The organism is Pseudomonas bijieensis (genome assembly GCF_013347965.1).
Classification (GTDB): Bacteria; Pseudomonadota; Gammaproteobacteria; order Pseudomonadales; family Pseudomonadaceae; genus Aquipseudomonas; species Aquipseudomonas bijieensis.
Window position 1 is genome coordinate 3,507,687 of the sequence record NZ_CP048810.1, and the last position, 19,968, is coordinate 3,527,654.

General features: G+C 62.3%; 16 protein-coding genes and 2 pseudogenes. 2 read left to right on the top strand and 16 right to left on the bottom strand.

Features of this window, described 5'->3' with window-relative positions:
- Positions 1–18 precede the first annotated feature (18 nt).
- The 12 genes and pseudogenes from GN234_RS30360 to GN234_RS15420 form a co-directional block, all read right to left on the bottom strand.
- Positions 19–711 (bottom strand): annotated as a pseudogene (locus tag GN234_RS30360) (methyl-accepting chemotaxis protein); the annotation flags it as partial.
- 486 nt (positions 712–1,197) lie between these two features.
- Positions 1,198–2,490, bottom strand: coding sequence for an adenylosuccinate synthase (locus GN234_RS15370; RefSeq protein ID WP_003186407.1), 1,293 nt, complete (start codon positions 2,488–2,490; stop codon positions 1,198–1,200).
- 54 nt (positions 2,491–2,544) lie between these two features.
- A complete protein-coding gene (locus GN234_RS15375) occupies positions 2,545–3,732 on the bottom strand; it encodes an ATP phosphoribosyltransferase regulatory subunit (protein WP_109752166.1) in 1,188 nt (395 codons plus the stop codon).
- A gap of 313 nt (positions 3,733–4,045) precedes the next feature.
- Positions 4,046–4,915: a protease modulator HflC gene (hflC, locus tag GN234_RS15380; RefSeq protein ID WP_109752165.1), complete on the bottom strand. Its 870-nt coding sequence runs from the start codon at positions 4,913–4,915 to the stop codon at positions 4,046–4,048.
- Positions 4,915–6,087 (bottom strand): FtsH protease activity modulator HflK, encoded by a 1,173-nt coding sequence (gene hflK, locus GN234_RS15385; RefSeq protein ID WP_109752164.1) that lies wholly within the window; start codon positions 6,085–6,087, stop codon positions 4,915–4,917. Before hflK ends, hflC begins: the two co-directional genes overlap by 1 nt.
- A gap of 85 nt (positions 6,088–6,172) precedes the next feature.
- Positions 6,173–7,474, bottom strand: coding sequence for a ribosome rescue GTPase HflX (gene hflX / locus GN234_RS15390; RefSeq protein WP_109752163.1), 1,302 nt, complete (start codon positions 7,472–7,474; stop codon positions 6,173–6,175).
- A gap of 12 nt (positions 7,475–7,486) precedes the next feature.
- A complete protein-coding gene (gene hfq / locus GN234_RS15395) occupies positions 7,487–7,747 on the bottom strand; it encodes an RNA chaperone Hfq (RefSeq protein ID WP_003186419.1) in 261 nt (86 codons plus the stop codon).
- A gap of 91 nt (positions 7,748–7,838) precedes the next feature.
- Positions 7,839–8,810 carry a tRNA (adenosine(37)-N6)-dimethylallyltransferase MiaA gene (miaA, locus tag GN234_RS15400; RefSeq protein ID WP_109752162.1) on the bottom strand — a complete coding sequence of 324 codons (972 nt, stop codon included), beginning with the start codon at positions 8,808–8,810 and terminating at the stop codon, positions 7,839–7,841.
- Positions 8,810–10,723 (bottom strand): DNA mismatch repair endonuclease MutL, encoded by a 1,914-nt coding sequence (gene mutL, locus GN234_RS15405; protein WP_116834041.1) that lies wholly within the window; start codon positions 10,721–10,723, stop codon positions 8,810–8,812. Before mutL ends, miaA begins: the two co-directional genes overlap by 1 nt.
- Complete coding sequence (locus GN234_RS15410; RefSeq protein WP_109752160.1) at positions 10,720–12,150, bottom strand: N-acetylmuramoyl-L-alanine amidase; 1,431 nt, start codon at positions 12,148–12,150, stop codon at positions 10,720–10,722. Before GN234_RS15410 ends, mutL begins: the two co-directional genes overlap by 4 nt.
- Entirely contained in the window at positions 12,150–12,620 is a 471-nt protein-coding gene (tsaE, locus tag GN234_RS15415) for a tRNA (adenosine(37)-N6)-threonylcarbamoyltransferase complex ATPase subunit type 1 TsaE (protein WP_109752159.1), read from the bottom strand. Before tsaE ends, GN234_RS15410 begins: the two co-directional genes overlap by 1 nt.
- Complete coding sequence (locus GN234_RS15420) at positions 12,608–14,107, bottom strand: NAD(P)H-hydrate dehydratase (protein ID WP_176688727.1); 1,500 nt, start codon at positions 14,105–14,107, stop codon at positions 12,608–12,610. Before GN234_RS15420 ends, tsaE begins: the two co-directional genes overlap by 13 nt.
- 63 nt (positions 14,108–14,170) lie before the next feature.
- Between GN234_RS15420 and queG the strand changes: the two genes are divergently transcribed.
- Entirely contained in the window at positions 14,171–15,250 is a 1,080-nt protein-coding gene (queG, locus tag GN234_RS15425; protein ID WP_109752157.1) for a tRNA epoxyqueuosine(34) reductase QueG, read from the top strand.
- Here the strand turns inward: queG and GN234_RS15430 are convergent.
- Together GN234_RS15430 and orn are read right to left on the bottom strand one after the other, a co-directional pair.
- The gene (locus tag GN234_RS15430; RefSeq protein WP_170866829.1) at positions 15,232–15,846 is read right to left on the bottom strand and encodes a trimeric intracellular cation channel family protein; all 615 of its coding nucleotides are present in this window, start codon (positions 15,844–15,846) and stop codon (positions 15,232–15,234) included. The genes queG and GN234_RS15430 overlap by 19 nt on opposite strands.
- Positions 15,847–16,100: 254 nt before the next feature.
- Positions 16,101–16,645, bottom strand: a pseudogene (gene orn, locus GN234_RS15435) (oligoribonuclease).
- Between the two features lie 110 nt (positions 16,646–16,755).
- Here orn and rsgA point away from each other — a divergent pair.
- Positions 16,756–17,787 (top strand): small ribosomal subunit biogenesis GTPase RsgA, encoded by a 1,032-nt coding sequence (rsgA, locus tag GN234_RS15440; RefSeq protein WP_028237543.1) that lies wholly within the window; start codon positions 16,756–16,758, stop codon positions 17,785–17,787.
- 138 nt (positions 17,788–17,925) lie between these two features.
- Here the strand turns inward: rsgA and motB are convergent, their stop codons facing one another.
- Both motB and motA read right to left on the bottom strand, forming a co-directional pair.
- On the bottom strand, positions 17,926–18,963 hold the full coding sequence (motB, locus tag GN234_RS15445) for a flagellar motor protein MotB (protein WP_176688728.1): 1,038 nt from the start codon (positions 18,961–18,963) through the stop codon (positions 17,926–17,928).
- 3 nt (positions 18,964–18,966) lie between these two features.
- Complete coding sequence (motA, locus tag GN234_RS15450; RefSeq protein ID WP_003197198.1) at positions 18,967–19,818, bottom strand: flagellar motor stator protein MotA; 852 nt, start codon at positions 19,816–19,818, stop codon at positions 18,967–18,969.
- Positions 19,819–19,968: the final 150 nt, after the last annotated feature.

Here is a 19,968-nt window from a genome sequence, read left to right on the forward strand (position 1 = left end):
GCCAATTTCGTCCTTGCTGTTGATTTGCACACGCTTGGTCAGGTCACCCTCACCCGCCGCCAGGTCGTTCATGGCCGCGATCAGCAACTTCAAGCGATTGACCACCCTACGCCCCAACACCACAGCCAGCAGCGCCAGTACGCCAAAGCCCACCAGTGCCAGGCCCAGGCCGATGCGCCAGCGCAGGGTAGCCGCGGCTTCCTGCACGGTGGTAGCGGTGTTGGTCTGCATCTGCGTGGCGGTGGCCTGGGCCGATTCCAGGCGACCGCGCATGGCGGTCGCGCTGTCGGCTGCCGCCCCCTTGAGGCTGTCGCCGACCAACTGGTCGCTGCTGGCGATCAAGGCCGAGAAGCGCTGGTCAAGCGCCTTCAGATCGGTTTCAACGGCAGCCGTGGAAACCCCCATCAGTACTTTGCCGATCTCCACGCCGTTGGGATTGATCGAGGCTTCAAGGTAATACACGGAAGGGTCGTTCTTCGCCGCATCCAGCACCTTGTCCAAGGCCCGCTCGCCCTTGCCTTTCTCCAGCAGCGCCTTGTTGATCGGGTTTTCCCGGTTCAGGTAGCGGGTGAGGTGCTCACCATTCGCGTCGTCATAAATGACAAACAGCACATTGGGATTACGCTGGGCCCGACGGGCGAATTCGGAGAGCGTGGGCACGTCGCTGTCCCACATGGCGCGAGGAGCGACGGAAGCCAGGAGTTGCGCCATATCATTGGCGGAATCTCTCAAATCCTTCTCCAATGTCCCACGCAGTTGCGCCTGCTCATCCTTCAGGCGAGCCGACAACCCGGCATTGAGCCGCTGGCGGGTATTGGCAGAAAGACTATCCAGGCTCGACGTGACTTCACGCCCCGCCTGCTCCAGCTCGCCGGAAAGCTTCTGGCTGTCAGCCCCCAGGCGCGCACCGAGGTCGGCTTCCAGCGCCGTGACCGTGCTTCGGGTCAGCGCAACAGCCACCAGTACCTGCACCAAAAGGGCGATACCGAGGGTAATGAACACAGGCCGCAACAAACGGCTTTGTAACAGTGAGAGAACGGCCGACACGTGAAATCCCTCTACCAAACGCCATTAATTTGATGGCACTTATGGAAGCGGTGCCTTAATGAAGATGCATAGCAAGTGTCGTGCCGTGCGGCAACCAGAAACGACAAAGGACCCAAACGAGGGTCCTTTGTGTTTTACATCAATGGCTTATCAGGCAAACGGATGACGCAGAACGATGGTTTCGTTGCGGTCCGGCCCCGTCGAAATAATGTCGATCGGCGCACCGACCAACTCTTCGACGCGCTTGATGTAGTTGCGAGCCGCCACAGGCAGTTCTTCCAGGGTCTTGGCACCCACGGTCGATTCAGTCCAGCCAGGCATCTGCTCGTACACCGGCTCCAGGCCAATGTAGCTGTCGGCGTCGGTCGGAGCGTCGATGACGGCGCCGTCCTGGTTCTTGTAGCCCACGCAGATATTGATGGTTTCCAGGCCGTCCAGCACGTCCAGCTTGGTCAGGCACAAGCCCGAGATGCTGTTGACGTCGATGGCGCGACGCAGGATGACGGCATCGAACCAGCCGCAACGACGGGCACGGCCAGTGGTAGCACCGAACTCGTGGCCACGCTTGGCCAGGAAGGCACCAACGTCGTCGAACAGCTCGGTCGGGAACGGACCCGAACCCACGCGAGTGGTGTAGGCCTTGGTGATGCCCAGGATGTAGTCCAGGTACATCGGACCGAAACCCGAACCGGTGGCGATGCCGCCAGCGGTGGTGTTGGAGCTGGTGACGTACGGGTAGGTGCCGTGGTCGATGTCCAGCAAGGAACCCTGGGCACCTTCGAACATGATGTCCTTGCCGGCGCGACGCAGCTCGTGCAGTTCGGCAGTGACGTCGAGCATCATCGGCTTGAGCAGCTCGGCGTACTCCATGCACTCGTCCAGGGTTTTCTGGAAGTCGATGGCCGGTTCTTTGTAGTAATTGACCAGGACAAAGTTGTGGTAGTCCAGCAACTCGCCCAGCTTGGCCGCGAAACGCTCACGGTGGAACAGATCACCGATGCGCAGGCCACGACGGGCCACCTTGTCTTCGTAGGCCGGGCCGATGCCGCGACCGGTGGTGCCGATCTTCAGCTCGCCACGGGCCTTTTCACGAGCCTGGTCCAGCGCAACGTGATAGGACAGGATCAGCGGGCAGGACGGGCTGATACGCAGGCGCTCGCGCACCGGTACGCCTTTCTCTTCCAGCTTGATGATTTCCCGCAGCAAGGCGTCGGGAGCAACCACCACGCCGTTGCCGATCAGGCACTGGACGCCTTCGCGCAGCACGCCCGAGGGGATCAGGTGCAGGACGGTTTTTTCACCGTCGATCACCAAGGTGTGACCTGCGTTGTGGCCACCCTGGTAGCGCACTACGGCGGCAGCATGTTCGGTCAGCAGATCAACGATCTTGCCTTTGCCCTCATCACCCCACTGGGTGCCCAGGACTACGACATTCTTACCCATAACACTTGTCCTCATTCGCGCAAACTTGGTGCCGGCCGCGGCCGGCAGGAAAACTCAAGAAGCCAGCGGCAATACTTGCCAAAGCCCGTTCTGCTGAATCAATTGCCGGTCGCAGTCCGCTTCACGGGCGGCGGCCAATGGTTGCCCAGGCAAGGCCTGGACGACACGCTGACCCTCACTGCGCAACTGGCAGACTGCTTGCCAGAGTGCCGCATCCGTACTGTCAGGCATCCAGATACCGCCAGACGGTAGCTCGACTTCAGCACGCCCCAGGGTCACCAGGGTTTTCAAATCGGTAGAAAAACCGGTCGCCGGACGGGCACGACCGAAGTCGGCACCGATGTCGTCATAACGACCTCCCTGGGCAATGGACTGGCCCACGCCCGGGACGAACACGGCGAACACCACGCCGGTGTGGTAGTGATAACCGCGCAACTCACCCAGGTCGAAATACAGCGACAACTCGGGGAAGCGCACCGACAGACGCTCGGCAATCGCCAGCAAGTCGTCCAGCGCCGCCAATACAGGCGCCGGCGCACGAGCCAGGCGCTCACGGGCAGCGGTCAACACCTCACGTCCGCCACACAGATCCACCAGCGCCCGCAACATGTCCGACAGATCGGCCGGCAGGCCCTCGGTCAGGCTGATGACCTCGTCGATGGCCTTGCGTTGCAGGGCATCGAACAACTGTTGCTCCACTTCGCCGGACAAACCGGCCGCACGGGCGAGGCCGCGATAGATGCCGACATGCCCCAGGTCCATGTGGACATCCGGCACGTCAGCCAGTTGCAGCATGGCCAACATCAGGCTGATGACTTCTACGTCGCTGCTCGGGCTGGCGTCGCCATACAATTCGGCACCCAGCTGGATCGGGCTGCGCGAAGACGACAAGGCCCGCGGCTGGGCATGCAGCACACTGCCGGCGTAGCACAGGCGGCTCGGACCTTCACGGCGCAGGGTGTGGGCGTCGATGCGCGCCACTTGCGGCGTGATGTCGGCACGAAAGCCCATCTGCCGGCCCGACTGCGGGTCGATAACCTTGAAGGTGCGCAGGTCCAGGTCCTGGCCCGCGCCGGTGAGCAGGGATTCCAGGTACTCGATATGCGGGGTGACGACGAACTCGTAACCCCAACTCTGGAACAGATCCAACACCTGCCGACGCGCTACTTCGATACGCGCAGCTTCCGGTGGCAGTACTTCTTCGATGCCATCTGGCAGCAGCCAGCGGTCTACCGTTGCCATTACGCCATTCCCCTATGGTCCGGGCGGCCAGCCCTCGGGCAAGCCTTGAGTGAAGCAGAAAACACTTGGCCCACACGCAAAACACGCGCATGAGCGACGTGACGAATGGCCCGCAATCGGCCTCGCCCAGCGCTTTCCTCGAAAAACCTGTCGGATCGTTCAACCCGACGCCTGCAACCAAAACCGCAATCAAACGTGCAGACGCAAAAAAGCCGGGAATTTCCCGGCTGCCGCATCATACACACGTTTTCCCAAAGGATCACCCCGCCCGACGCTTTAGCCGCCGGGCGGAGTGTCTCAGGTCAACGTCGCATCAAGGCTTGGACTTTTCCAGGTAGTGGAAGAAGTCGCTGCTTGGGTCCAGGACCAGGACGTCGGATTTGTTCGCGAAGCTTTCACGGTAGGCACGCAGGCTACGGTAGAACGCGTAGAACTCCTGATCCTGCCCGTAGGCCTTGGCATAGATCGAAGCGGCCTGGGCATCACCATCACCACGGACCTCTTCCGATTCACGATAGGCTTCGGCCAGCAGCACACGGCGTTGACGATCGGCGTCGGCACGGATGCCTTCGGCCAGCTCGTTACCCTTGGCACGGTGCTCACGGGCTTCACGCTCACGCTCGGTGCTCATGCGCTCGAACACGCTGCGGTTCACTTCCTTCGGCAGGTCGATGGCCTTGACCCGGACATCGACCACTTCGATACCCAGCTCTTTTTCTGCCATCGAGTTCAGCGAACGGGTGATGTCGGCCATGAGCGCATCACGCTCACCGGACACCACTTCATGCAATGTGCGCTTACCGAACTGGTCACGCAGGCCCGACTCCAGGCGACGGGACAAGCGCTCGTCGGCGATCTGCTTCAAACCCGAGGTCGCGGTGTAGAAGCGCTCGGCATCCTTCACGCGCCACTTGGCATAGGCGTCGACCATCACGGCTTTCTTTTCCAGCGTCAGGAAGCGTTGCGTCGGCGCATCCAGCGTCATCAGACGCGCGTCGAACTTGCGCACCTTGTTGACGTACGGCACCTTCACATGCAGCCCCGGCTGGACATCAGCCTGGACCACGCGACCGAATTGCAGCAACACCGCACGCTCGGTCTGAGCCACGATGTAGAAGCAGTTCCAGGCAGCGATCGCCACGACGACACCGACAATAAGGGCGATCAGCGATTTATTGCTCATCAGCGACTCTCCCTGGTACGTGCTTGCTGTTGCTGCAGATCCGCCGCCGCACGAGCGTTGGCTTCATTGCTGGCGGCCGCCGAACTGGTCGCTGGCGTGCTGGTGTTGCGACCGCTCTCGACCATCTTGTCCAGTGGCAGGTACAGCAGATTGCTCTGGCCGTTCTTGTTGCCGGTCACGAGGACCTTGCTGGTGTTGCTGAAGACTTCCTGCATGGTGTCCAGGTACAGACGCTGGCGGGTCACTTCTGGGGCCTTGCGATACTCGGCCACCAACTTGGTGAAGCGATCAGCCTCACCCTTGGCGCGGGAGACCACTTCGTCACGGTAACCGTTGGCATCCTCGATGATGCGTTGGGCCTGGCCACGGGCTTCCGGCACGACGCCGTTGGCATAGGTTTCGGCCTGGTTGCGCGAACGCTGCTCGTCTTCACGGGCACGGATCACGTCATCGAAGGCTTCCTGGACCTCACGCGGTGCCGCTGCGCTCTGGACGTTGACCTGGGTCACGGTGATCCCGGTGCGATAGGTATCGAGGAACCGTTGCAGGCGTTCCTTGATTTCGCTGGCCATCAGTTCACGACCTTCAGTCAGCACCTGGTCCATGGCGGTGGAACCCACCACATGGCGCAGGGCGCTTTCGGTCGCGTGCTGCAGGCTGATTTCCGGCTGGTCGACGTTCAGCACGAAGTCCTGCAGGTTGGTGATCTTGTATTGCACGGTCAGCGGCACTTCGACGATGTTCTCGTCTTCGGTCAGCATCTGGCCCTGCTTGGTGTACGCCCGCTCACGCGTGACGTTTTCCATGTACTTCTGGTCGATCGGCGGGAAATAGATGTTCAGGCCCGGGCCAACCGTCTCGTAGTACTTGCCGAAGCGCAGCACCACGGCCTGCTCCTGCTCGTCCACGACATAGACCGCGCTGTACAGCCAGACAGCCGCCAGCACGACGAGGCCGATGCCGAGCAGGCCGAAACCGCCGCCCTTGCCCGGACGACCACCACCCTCGTCACCGCGTTTTTTACCACCACCGAACAAACCGTTCAGGCTTTCCTGCAGCTTTCGGAAGGCCTCGTCGAGATCCGGCGGCCCCTTGCGGTCGCCGTTGTTACGACGCTTGCCACCCCAAGGATCCTGATTATTCGAGTTGCCACCCGGCTCATTCCAAGCCATAGCGCTCTCCATCTGATAAAGCAAAGACGCACCCACGGCGCGCCGACCAATGCTACAGAATGCCTGACACAGCTTTCTCAGGCTTTTATTGCAAAGTGTGTTGCTCGATGAATTCCATCGGTTGCAGCCCTTCGCGGCTGACCAGCCGGTTGAGCTCCGACCGAGGCAGGCGAACAGCCAGCAGGCAGACGCCTTCGTCGTCGTGTTCTTCTTTTTGCACGGCCCCCAGCTCGAAAAACTGCGCACGCAGCCGGGCGAAACGTTGCGGCAATTTCAGGGTGCCTACAAACAGATCGTTGCCCAACAGCTCGGCCACGGCCTGCCTGAGCAGGTCCAGGCCGGTGCCATCGCGGGCCGACAGCCAGACCCTTTGCGGCTTGCCATCGGCATCGCGCTGGATCTGCGGCTCCACGCCTTCGAGCAAATCGAGTTTGTTGTATACCTCGAGGATCGGCAAGTCCTGGGCTCCGATCTCACCCAGCACCACCATCACCTGCTCGATCTGCAGCATCCGGTCCGGTTCGGCGGCATCGATCACGTGCAGCAGCAGGTCGGAGTTGCTCGACTCTTCGAGCGTAGCCCGGAAAGCCTCGACCAGCTTGTGCGGCAGGTGACGGATGAAGCCTACGGTGTCGGCCAGCACGATCGGCCCGAGGTCGTCCAGGTCGAGCCGGCGCAGGGTCGGGTCGAGCGTGGCGAACAACTGGTCGGCGGCGTAGACGTCGGATTGGGTGACGTTATTGAACAGGGTCGATTTGCCGGCGTTGGTATAGCCCACCAGTGAAACCGTCGGGATATCCGCGCGCTTGCGGCCGCGTCGCGACTGCTCGCGCTGGCTGCGGACCTTTTCCAGCCGCCCCTTGATCTGGCGCAGGCGAACCCGCAACAGGCGCCGGTCGGTTTCCAGCTGGGTTTCACCCGGGCCGCGCAGACCGATACCGCCTTTCTGCCGCTCAAGGTGAGTCCAGCCGCGAACCAGCCGCGTACTCATGTGCTCAAGCTGGGCCAGTTCGACCTGGAGCTTGCCTTCATGGGTGCGGGCGCGTTGGGCGAAGATATCGAGGATCAGCCCCGTACGGTCGATCACGCGACACTCGAAGACACGTTCGAGGTTACGTTCCTGACTGGGCGTGAGGATGTGATTGAAAATCACCAGGTCGACCTGCTCGGCCTTGACCAGGTCGCGCAACTCCTCGACCTTGCCACTGCCGATCAGGAACTTGGCGGTTGGCCGATGACGCGGCACGTTGAAAAACGCGACGGTCTCGGCGCCGGCCGAAAGTGCCAATTCCTGAAACTCCTGCGGATCTTCGCGCGCCTCAGGGTCCTGTCCATCCAAGTGAACGAGAATGGCCCGTTCACCACCACCGTGGCGCTCAAAGAACAAAGGAGGCTCCTATCAGGCGTTACCCGGTTCAGCGTCACCGCCTTCGGATTCGGTTGCGCTAGGCAGACGAATTGGACGAACTGGCACGACTGTAGAGATCGCGTGCTTGTAGACCATCTGGCTGACGGTGTTTTTCAGAAGGATGACGAACTGGTCGAAAGACTCAATCGTGCCTTGCAGTTTGATCCCGTTGACCAGATAGATGGACACCCCAACTTTCTCTTTACGTAAAGTGTTCAAGTAAGGGTCTTGTAGCGAATGCCCTTTTGACATGTGCCGCACTCCTTTAAGGATCAATTATAAAAATCGGAATCAGATGGCTTGGGCCGTCACACCCCCAAGGATAGACGGCAATTGCAAGGACTCAGCTCAATATGGAGATGGTCCCAAGGTATTTCAAGGCGCGTGGCAGATTGTCGCAATCGAGACTGTCGAGCCAATGCAGGTCAGTCCAGCTGCGCAGCCAGGTGAACTGGCGTTTCGCCAATTGGCGCGTGGCAATGATCCCACGCTCCTGCATCTCGGCTGACGTCAGCTTGCCGTCCAGGTAATCCCAGACTTGTCGATAACCTACCGCACGTATAGACGGCAACCCGGGATGCAGGTCACTTCGCTCACGCAGGGCTACGACCTCGTCTATGAACCCCTGTTCCAACATTAATGTGAATCTTTGTTCAATTCGCCGATGCAGCACTTGCCGGTTCGCCGGAGCGATGGCCAGATTCGCGACAGTATAGGGCAATTGTTGCAGTCCCGAAGCGGCTGCTTCAGTACTTTGCGCAGATTGTCGTTGGCGCAGGGCCGTCATGCTCTGGCCGCTGACCCGATAAACCTCCAGGGCCCGACTGAGCCGCTGCGGGTCATTGGGGTGAATACGCGCCGCCGACTCCGGGTCGATGACCGCCAATTGCTCATGCAGGGCTTGCCAGCCAAGGCGCGCGGCTTCTTCTTCAATCTGCGCGCGCACCTCGGGATCGGCCGCCGGCATGTCCGCCAGCCCGTCGACCAAAGCCTTGTAATACAGCATCGTGCCGCCCACCAGCAGCGGGATCTTGCCTCGCGCGGTGATTTCGGCCATGGCCTGGAGCGCGTCACGGCGGAAGTCGGCCGCTGAATACGCCTCGGCCGGGTCCAGGATGTCGATCAGGCGGTGGGGAAATTCGGCCAGCAGTTCTTTTGACGGCTTGGCAGTGCCGATGTCCATGCCCCGGTAGACCAGGGCCGAATCGACGCTGATCAGCTCGCAGGGCAAAACCTTGGTCAACTCGATCGCCAGGTCGGTCTTGCCGGCGGCGGTCGGGCCCATCAGGAAAATCGCAGGAGGCAACTGGCTCATCAACGACCGCGCAGGAACAGTTTGTCCAGGTCGTCCAGGCCCAGTTGGGTCCAGGTCGGCCGGCCATGGTTGCATTGACCGCTACGCTCGGTGTTTTCCATGTCCCGCAGCAGGCCGTTCATTTCCGGCAGGGCCAGGCGCCGGTTGGCGCGGATCGCGCCGTGGCAGGCCATGGTGCCGAGCAGTTCGTTCAGGTGCGCCTGGATCCGGTCGCTGGTGCCGTATTCCATCAAGTCCGCCAGCACGTCGCTGACCAGGCGATTGGCCTCGGCCTGTTTCAACAACGCCGGAATCTGGCGGATCGCCAGGGTTTCCGGCCCCAGGCGCTGCAATTCGAAGCCCAGGCGCTGGAACCAGGCCACATGTTCCTCGGCACAATCGGCTTCGCGCTGGCTGACGGCCAGGGATTCGGGCACCAACAGCGGCTGGCCGCTCAAGCCTTCGCTGGCCATGGCGATTTTCAGCCGCTCGTACATGATCCGTTCGTGGGCGGCGTGCATATCCACCAGGACCAGGCCCTGGGCGTTTTCCGAAAGGATATAGATGCCTTTGAGTTGTGCCAGGGCATAGCCCAGCGGCGGGATATCGCCCTGGCCGTCGGGCAATGCCACCGCACCGGGTTCAGGCAAGGGTTTGAAGAACTCGCGATAGGCTGCCTGAGCCTCGGCCGCCGGCACGTTGGATTGCGGGCGCGGGGTGTATTGATACTGGTAGCCGCTGCCGGCACCGCTCCCGGCCGGGTTGTAGCTCGGTTGCGGCGGGGACTGTTCCAGCAGCGCGTTGGCCGCCAGGCGCATTTCGCCCTGCGGGCCGAACTCGCCCGCTTCCAGCCCCGTTGGCCGGACCATGCCAGCCACTGCCGCCGGAGCCGCCAATTGATCTTCCGGGCGCACATCGCCCAAGGCACGGTGCAAGGTGCCATAGAGGAAATCGTGGACCATGCGCCCGTCACGAAAGCGTACTTCGTGCTTGGTCGGGTGCACGTTGACGTCCACCACCGCCGGGTCGACTTCGAAAAACAGCACGAAGGTCGGATGCCGACCGTTGAACAGCACATCGCGATAAGCCTGGCGCACCGCGTGGGCCACCAGCTTGTCGCGCACAGCGCGACCGTTCACGTAGAAATACTGCAAGTCCGCCTGGCTGCGGGAAAACGTCGGCAACCCGACCCAACCCCACAGGTGCAGGCCATTGCGCTCCACCTCGATGGGCAATGCCTGCTCCAGGAAACCGGCACCGCACACCGCGCCGACACGGCGGGCACGGGCCGCATCATCATGGGCCTCGTGCAGGCTGAGAATGGTCTTGCCGTTGTGGCGCAAATGGAACGCCACGTCAAAACGCGCCAGGGCCAGGCGCTTGATGACTTCCTGCAAGTGATCGAATTCAGTCTTCTCGGCCTTGAGGAACTTGCGCCGGGCCGGAGTGTTGAAGAACAGGTCGCGCACTTCCACCGAGGTACCCACCGGATGGGCCGCGGGCTGGACGCGAGAGGCCATGTCCCGGCCCTCGGTCTCGACCTGCCAGGCCTGTTCGGCGTCACGGGTGCGGGAGGTGAGAGTCAGGCGCGACACCGAACTGATGGACGCCAGCGCCTCCCCCCGAAAGCCCAGGCTCATGACCCGCTCAAGGTCTTCCAGGTCGCGAATCTTGCTGGTGGCGTGACGCGCCAGGGCCAGCGGCAGGTCCTCGGAAGAAATACCGCCACCGTCATCGCGTACCCGCAGCAGCTTGACGCCGCCTTGCTCGACATCCACATCGATGCGCCTGGCCCCGGAGTCGAGGCTGTTTTCCAGCAACTCCTTGATGACCGACGCCGGCCGCTCGACCACTTCGCCGGCGGCGATCTGGTTCGCCAGCCGGGGGCTGAGCAGCTCGATGCGGGCGTTGCTGCCGATCACTTCGTCACTCATTGCTGAACCGCCACGTCATTGCCGGGAATGGTCAGGGTCTGGCCGATCTTGAGCTCGTCGCTCTTGAGGTTGTTGGCGCTGCGCAAGGTCGCAGGCGACACCTGGTAACGCACGGCGATCATCGCCAGGGTTTCGCCGGGGTTGACCCGATGGTCCCGCGGGCCCTGGGCAATCTTGCCGGAATCGCGCAGCCAGGCAATGTAGGTACCTGGCGGTGGATTCTGCTGGAAGAACTGCCGCACGCCACTGCTGATGGAACGGGCCAGGGCCTGCTGATGACTGGAGGACGACAGCTTGGACGCCTCGTTGGAGTTGGAGATGAAGCCGGTTTCCACCAGGATCGACGGGATGTCCGGCGACTTGAGCACCATGAACCCGGCCTGTTCGACGCGCTGCTTGTGCAGCGGCGTGACGCGACCGATGTTGCTCAGGACTTTCTGGCCGACGTTGAGGCTGGAGGTCAACGAGGCCGTCATCGACAAATCGAGCAATACACCGGCGAGCATCCGGTCCTTGTCATCGAGGCTGACGTTGCCGGCACCGCCGATCAGGTCGGAACGGTTTTCGCTGTCGGCCAGCCAACGGGCGGTCTCGGAGGTGGCGCCACGGTCGGACAGGGCAAACACCGAGGCCCCGAACGCAGCGGCCGAAGGCGCGGCGTCGGCGTGGATGGAGACGAACAGGTCGGCGCCCTTCTTGCGGGCGATTTCGGTACGCCCGCGCAGGGGAATGAAGTAGTCGCCGGTACGGGTCAGCTCGGCGCGGAAGCCTTTCATGCCATTGACCTGGCGCTGCAATTCGCGGGCGATGGACAGCACCACGTCCTTCTCACGTTGTCCGCGCGAGCCCGAGGCTCCAGGGTCTTCGCCACCGTGACCGGCATCGATCACCACGATAATATCGCGCTTGCCGGCCGGGGCCGGTGGTAGCTTGAGCGCAGGCTCGGTAGGGGTCACCGGCACCGCTGGGACCGTGGCGACATTGGTCGGCGGCGGTGGAGGTGGCGCCGCATCGGCCGGGTTGTCGAACAGGTCCACCACCAGCCGGTTGCCGTATTGGGCGTTGGGGGCCAGGGTGAAGCTTTTCGGGGTCACGGCTTTTTTCAGGTCGATGACCACCCGCAGGTCGGTCGGCGTACGCTGGGCCGAGCGCATCGCGGTAATCGGCGTGTTGGCGGTCGCCACGTTCAATGGCGCGCCCAGGGTCGCACCATTGATGTCGATCACCAGGCGATCCGGGGCGGTCAGGGTGAATACGCTGTGCTGCACCGGGCCCGTCAGGTCAAACACCAGCCGTGTATTGTCCGGCGCCCGCCAGAGGCGAACGCTGTTGACCTTTGTCTCGGCCACAGCATCGACGGCCAGTGCCGTAAGCAACAGTCCTACGACAGCAACCACCGCGCGAAAGCGCATACCAAACCCCATCATCAATTAGTTTCCAATGCCAAAGCGGCACACCACGACTCGCCACGCGAGCCTTGCGGCGTCAGTTTCAGCGAACGCCCGCCGTTCTGCGCGCCAATGGTAATGGTCAGGTCGGGCTTTGGCAAAAAGCCTGCACCCTTCTGGGGCCATTCGATCAGGCACAAGGCGTCATCTTCGAAATAATCGCGGATACCGAGGAATTCCAGCTCTTCAGGATCCACCAGTCGATACAGGTCGAAATGGAAGGCGCGAATGTCGCCGATCTCGTAGGGCTCGACCAGGGTGAACGTAGGGCTTTTGACGGAGCCGACGTGCCCGAGGCCGCGAATGATGCCACGGGACAAGGTAGTTTTCCCCGCGCCAAGGTCGCCTTCGAGAAAAATCAGGCCATGGCCGGCGGTGATCTGCGCGATGCGAGCGCCAAATTGTGTCATGGCGTGTTCGTCGGCCACGTACAGGGTTACTTCAGACACGGTGAATGCTCCTCCAACAACTGACGAATGGTCGGGATCAGATCGGTCGCCGCCAACCCCCGCCCCGCACGACCGGCCTGGGCGCCAGCACTGGCATGCAGCCAGACCGCCAGGCACGCGGCCTCGAAGCTCTCCATGCCCTGGGCGAGCAAGGCACCGACCACGCCGGCCAACACATCCCCCAGGCCCGCCGTGGCCATGGCCGGATGGCCCTGGCTGCAAACCGCCAGGCGACCATCCGGGCTGGCAATCAGGCTGCCGGCGCCCTTGAGGATCACCGTGGTGGTGTATTTCTGACTCAATGCATGGGCCGCCGCCGGGCGATCGGCTTGCACCTGGGCTGTGGATATCCCCAGCAATCGCGCCGCCTCGCCCGGGTGTGGGGTGATCACACACTGCTCGGGCAAACCAACGTCACCGTTGCTCAGCAGGTTCAGCGCATCGGCATCCCACACTTGCGGCAGCGACGCATTGGCCGCCGCCGACAACAGGCTACGCCCCCAAGCGGCCTGGCCCAGGCCTGGCCCGACCACCAGCACGCTGGCCTGTTGGAGCAAGCCCATCAATTGGTTCGCCGAATGGGTACCCTGCACCATGACTTCAGGTAAACGCGTCAGCGCAGCCGCTACATGCTCGCTGCGGGTCGCCATCGACACCATGCCCGCACCGCAGCGCAGGGCGCTTTCGGCACTCATCTGGATCGCACCGCCAAAACCCCGGTCGCCACCGATCAACAGCACGTGACCGAACTTGCCTTTGTGGGACGTGGCGGCGCGAGGTGTCAGACGTGGCAGATTATGGGGTGAAAGCAGTCGGGCACTGGCCGGTGTGGCTTCAACAATATCTGGGTCGGCGTGCAGATCATTGAATACCAGTTCACCGACCCGGTCCGCCGCTTCGCCGGTAAACAGGCCCAGTTTCAAGCCAATGAAGGTCACGGTCAGGTCAGCCGTCACCGCCGTGCCCAGCACCCGCCCGGTGTCGGCACACAACCCCGAGGGAATATCCACCGCCGCGACCGGCAGGCCGCTGACATTGATCGTATCGATGGCCTGCACATAAGGCTCGCGCACATCGCCACTCAGGCCCGTGCCCAGCAGTGCGTCCAGCAATACGCCACGCAACTCTGCCTCATCCGACCATGGCTCCATCGGCACGCCCACCGCCACGGCTTCGGCATGGGCATTGGCCGCGTCGCCCTGCAATCGCCGGGGCTCGCCCACCGTCAGCACCCGCACCGACCAGCCAGCGCGCCGGGCCAGGGTAGCGACCAGGTAGCCATCACCCGCATTGTTGCCATGCCCGGCCAGCACGGTCAGTTCGCGGGCGTCAGGCCAGCGCCGAACAATCGCTCGCCAGGTGGCGCGGGCAGCACGCTGCATCAATTCGAAACCGGCGGTGCCGGCCGCGATCAGTTGTGCGTCGAGGGCCCGGACCTGCGCAGCACTGTACAGCGCGTCGGGAAAATCATCTTTAGTGTGCGGCATGCGTCTTCGGGCTCCGATGTCTGGCAGAATTATACGCATCTCAGCTCTGGTTTCTCTCGCCTCATGCCTGCCATTCCCACAGACCTCCCCGCCCTCGCCCAATCCATCAAGGAATGGGGCCGCGAGCTGGGTTTCCAGCAGGTCGGCATCAGCGGCCTGGACCTTGCCGAGCATGAGCAACACCTGCAACGCTGGCTCGACGCCGGCTACCACGGCGAAATGGACTACATGGGCGCCCACGGCAGCAAACGCTCACACCCCGAGGAGCTGGTGCCAGGTACGCTGCGGGTGGTGTCCCTGCGCATGGACTACCTGTCGGGCGACACGCACATGGCGCAGATGCTCGGTCAACCGGAGAAAGCCTACGTCTCGCGTTATGCGTTGGGCCGCGATTACCACAAATTGATCCGTAAACGCGTGCAACAACTGGCAGAAAAAATTCAGGCGGTCATCGGCCCCTTCGGTTATCGCGCCTTCGTCGACAGCGCGCCGGTGCTGGAAAAAGCCATCGCCGAACAGGCCGGGCTGGGCTGGATCGGTAAAAACACCTTGGTGCTGAACCGCAAGGCCGGCAGCTATTTCTTCTTGAGCGAGCTATTTGTCGATCTGCCCCTGCCGGTGGACCCGCCCCATGCCAGCGAACATTGCGGAAAATGCACCGCATGCCTGGATATCTGTCCTACAAATGCCTTCGTCGGGCCCTACGTGCTTGACGCCCGACGCTGCATTTCCTACCTGACCATCGAACTGAAAAACGCCATCCCCGAGGAGCTGCGGCCGTTGATCGGCAACCGGGTGTTCGGCTGTGATGACTGCCAGATCGTCTGTCCATGGAACCGCTTCGCCCGACCGTCCGGGGAAAGCGACTTCAAACCACGGCACAACCTGGACAATGCCGGGTTGGCCGAGCTGTTCATGTGGGACGAGGCGACTTTCCTCAGCAGCACCGAAGGTTCACCGCTGCGCCGCGCCGGCTACGAGCGCTGGCTGCGCAACCTGGCGGTGGGCCTGGGTAATGCGCCCTCGACGATTCCCGTGCTGCAAGCTCTGGAGGCCCGGCGCGACTACCCGTCGGAGCTGGTGCGCGAGCACGTGGAGTGGGCGTTGCGCCAACATGCCGAGCGTCAAACTTCGTCGTTGTAGACGAACTTCGGCATTTCCCAGTGGAAGCGAATCGCCAGGAGCCGCAACAGGAAACCACCGAACAAGGTGATGAGGATCGCTTGTTCGTTCGGCAGTTGCAGGAAGACACACAGCAGATAACACCATGCCGCGGCAAACGAGACGCTGGCGTAAAGTTCACGACGGAAGATCAGCGGAATATCGTTGCAGAAGATGTCCCGCAGAATGCCGCCGAACACCCCGGTGATCACCCCACTGACCGACGCCACCAGCATGCCATGACCCATTTCCAGGGCCGTCATGCAGCCGATCAGGGTGAACGCCACCAGGCCCACGGCGTCGAGCACCAGGAACAACGAGCGCAAATGGCGCATCCAGCGCGCCAGGAACACCGTCAGCATCGCCGCTGCCGTGGTCAGCACCAGGTATTCGGGGTGCTTGACCCATGTGAGCGGGTAATGACCGAGCAGCACGTCGCGCACCGAGCCGCCACCCAGCGCCGTGACACAGGCGATCAGCACCACGCCGAACCAGTCCATGCCCCGACGCCCGGCAGACAAGGCGCCGGTCATGGCTTCGGCGGTGATGGCGATCAGATAAAGCATCAGCAACATGATGGCGGTCCGTACGGGAAGGCGCGCAGTCTAGCCAGTTTGGGCAGGCACCAAAAGAGGGGCGCAGCAGCGTCTTCTGCCTGAGCGCCATACCGCCAACTACCCCTGTGGCGAGGGAGCTTGCTCCCGCTCGGCTGCGCAGCAGCCGCCAAACCGGACAATTCGGCCTACCTGAAGCTGTTGGGGCCTGCTGCGCAGGCCAGCGGGAGCAAGCTCCCTCGCCACAAAAGCAATCTGGCCAGCCGCTGGGGTGCCGGTTAGAACTTGATGAAGTGCTTACGGTAATGCTGCAACTCGGCAATGGACTCGCGAATGTCGTCCAGGGCCAGGTGGCTGCCACCCTTCTGGAAGCTGTCGCGCACTTGCGGGGCCCAGCGGGCGGCCAGTTCCTTGAGGGTGGAGACATCCAGGTTGCGGTAGTGGAAGTAGCTTTCCCCAGGGATTTCATGTGGGTATAGAGGAAGCGACGGTCCTGGCAGATGCTGTTGCCACAGATCGGCGACTTGCCCTTTGGCACCCACTGTTCCAGGAAGGCGATGGTCTGGGCCTCGGCCTCGGCCATGCTGATCTTGCTTTCGCGCACCCGCTGGGTCAGGCCCGAGCCGCCGTGCTGGCGGGTGTTCCATTCGTCCATGCCGGCCAGGATCTCGTCGCTGTGATGGATTGCGATCACCGGGCCTTCGGCCAAGGTGTTGAGGTCGCTGTCGGTGACGATGGTGGCCATTTCGATGATGACGTCGGTATCAGGGTTCAGACCGGTCATTTCCAGGTCGATCCAGATCAGGTTCTGCGGGTTTTGCATAGGGGAGGCTCCTCGGCGTAGCCACGCAGTTTAGCCTAGGCCGGCCTTTGGGCGTGCTAAACTCGCGGCCGTTTTACCCTATTCGCTGTATTTCTTCATACGGAACACCCATGGCCAAACGCCAACTCAATCGTCGTCAGAACTGGCGCATCGAAAAGATCCAGGGCGAGCGCGCCGCCCGCGCCGCCAAACGCGAATCCAGTGCTGTCGAAGCCCTGGAGGGTGGCGACCTGGGCCCTGAACAGACCGGACTGGTAATCGCCCACTTCGGCGTGCAGGTCGAGGTCGAGGCCCGGGAAGGCGAATTGGCCGGCCAGGTATTCCGCTGCCACCTGCGCGCCAACCTGCCGGCGCTGGTGACGGGCGACCAGGTCGTCTGGCGTGCCGGCAACCAGGGCATCGGCGTGATCGTCGCACAATTGCCGCGCCACACCGAGCTGTGCCGTCCGGACAGTCGGGGCCAGCTCAAGCCCGTGGCCGCCAACGTCGACATGATCGTCATCGTGTTCGCCCCGCTGCCCGAACCCCACGCCAACCTGATCGACCGTTACCTGGTAGCCGCCGAGCATGCTGGCATCCGACCGTTATTGCTGCTCAACAAGTTCGACCTGATCGACGAACACAACGCTCCGGCGCTGAACGCCTTGCTGTCGGTCTATCGGGACTTGGGTTACCCGGTGCTGGAAGTCTCGGCCCATCACGGCAACGGCATGGAGCAATTGCAGCAGCAACTGGACGGGCGCATCAGTGTGTTCGTCGGCCAGTCCGGTGTCGGCAAGTCGTCGCTGGTCAACAGCCTGCTGCCGGACGTCGAGACCCGTGTCGGGCCACTGTCCGAGCTGTCCGGCCAGGGCACCCACACCACCACCACCGCGCGACTGTTCCACTTCCCCGGCGGCGGTGAATTGATTGACTCACCGGGCATCCGTGAGTTTGGCTTGGGTCACGTGAGCCGGGCCGATGTCGAAGCCGGATTCATCGAGTTCAACGAGCTGATCGGCACCTGCCGCTTCCGCGACTGCAAGCACGATCGCGAACCCGGCTGCGCCCTGCTCAAGGCCTTGGAAGAAGGTCGTGTGCATCAGCAACGGATGAACAGCTACCGCTCGATCATCGCCAGCCTGCCGGAAAGCAGTTACTGACCCGACCGGACACCTTTGTGGCGAGGGGATTCGTGGGAGCAAAGCTTGCTCGCGAAACAGGCACCTCGGTCTCTGAAAGACCGCATCGCCTTCATCGCGGGCCAGCCTTGCTCCCACAGGTCTGTATCGGCCCTTAGGTCACTGCGCAGGCGTTCCAGCAGGCTTGGGCGCAGCATCGTCGAACAGGTTCAGACGTTCGCGCAGCTCATGGGCCGGCACGGGCTGCTGGTCCGCCGGCAAGGCGTTCGGATCAACCGCAGCACCAGGCGTCGCCGGGACTTCACCCGGTGCGCCCTGGCCCTGGGCCGGATCCGGCGCCGGGTCGTCGGTTTGCGAACCTTCGATGGCCTGCTGGGCCTTCTTGGTCAACACCACGATATCGATACGCCGGTTGACCGGGTTGAACGGGTCCTTGCGGTCGAACAACGCCGAGGATGCGTAACCGACCACCCGCGCCACCTGTTCGTCCGGATAGCTGCCAGCCACCAGGGCACGACGCGCCGCGTTGGCGCGGTTGGCGGACAGCTCCCAGTTACCGAAATCACCTTTGCCGACGTAGGGCTTGGCATCGGTATGACCGCTGATGCTGATCTTGTTCGGCACCGCCTTGATGGTGTCGGCCATGGCCAGCAGGATGTCTTCGAAATAAGGTTTCAGGCGCGCACTGCCGGAATCGAACATCGGCCGGTTCTCGGCGTCCATGATCTGGATGCGCAAGCCGTTCGGCGTAATCTCGAACAGGATCTGGTCCTTGAATTTCTGCAGCTGCGGGTTCTCCTCGACCTTGTTCTGCAATTCCTGCAGCAACAATTCCAGGCGTTCGCGCTCGATCTGCTCGGCCATGCCTTCGACCTGCTCGGAATCCACCGTCACCTTGTCGGGCTGGGGCTCGGATTTGACTTCAGGATTGAGGGTCGTGTCCGGCGCCAGGGTCGGTGAACCACCCAGGTCGATGATGTACGGCGTGCCGCTTTCAGTAAAACCGACCGGGTCCTTGAAGTAACCGGCGATGGCGATCTTCTGTTCCGGGGTCGCGGTGGACAGCAGCCACAGCACCAGGAAGAACGCCATCATCGCCGTCGCAAAGTCGGCGAAGGCGATTTTCCAGGCGCCCCCGTGATGCCCCGCGGCTATGCGCTTGACGCGCTTGATGATGATCGGCTGGTTATTTTCCATGACTTAACGACCGCGAACCGCTTGTTCCAGCTCGGCGAAGCTTGGACGGTGCGCCGGGTACAGGACCTTGCGACCGAACTCCACCGCCAGCGATGGCGGCATGCCCGAGGCCGAGGCCACCAGGGAAGCCTTGATGGCTTCGTAGACGTTGAGTTCTTCCTTGGCGTCATGGGCCAGGGAGTGGGCCAGTGGGCCGAAAAAACCATACGCAGCCAGAATACCGAAGAAGGTACCCACCAGTGCCGCCCCCACGTGCAGGCCGATGGACTTCTGGTCGCCGTCGCCCAGGGAAGCCATGGTCACCACGATGCCCAATACCGCCGCGACGATACCGAAGCCGGGCATGGCGTCGGCGATACCGGTGACTGCGTGGGAAGGGTGCTCCAGGTCTTCCTTGAGGCTGTACAGCTCCATGTCGAACAGGCCTTCGAGCTCATGGGGCGCCATGTTGCCGGACGACATGATGCGCAGGTAATCACAGATGAACGCCGTCATGCGGGCATCTTTGAGCACCGCAGGATACTTGGCGAAAATCGGGCTGGCAGCGGCGTCTTCAATATCGCCTTCGATCGCCATCATGCCTTCGCGGCGGCTCTTGTTGAGAATCTCGTAGATCAGGCCCAGCACTTCGAGGTAGAAGGTGTGGCTGAAACGCGAACTGAACATGCCCAGGGACTTCTTGAGCACGTGCATCGTCATATAGCCAGGGTTGGCCTGCAGGAATGCGCCAAGGGCCGCGCCACCGATGATCATCACCTCGAAAGGCTGGATCAGGGCGGCAATCTTGCCATGGGAGAGCACGTATCCGCCGAGTACGCTCGCGAACACGACAATGATGCCGATAATTTTAGCCATAGATAGAAAGTACTTATTTAAGTCGGGTTCAAGGTCATATTCGGAAGCTGAAAAATCTCTTCTTCTACTTATCGGCAAAACTGCGCCAGACTATAGCCAGTTCTGGCGAAAAGCCAGTTTGGCCCGCTTCGGGCGTAGAGAATTCATACG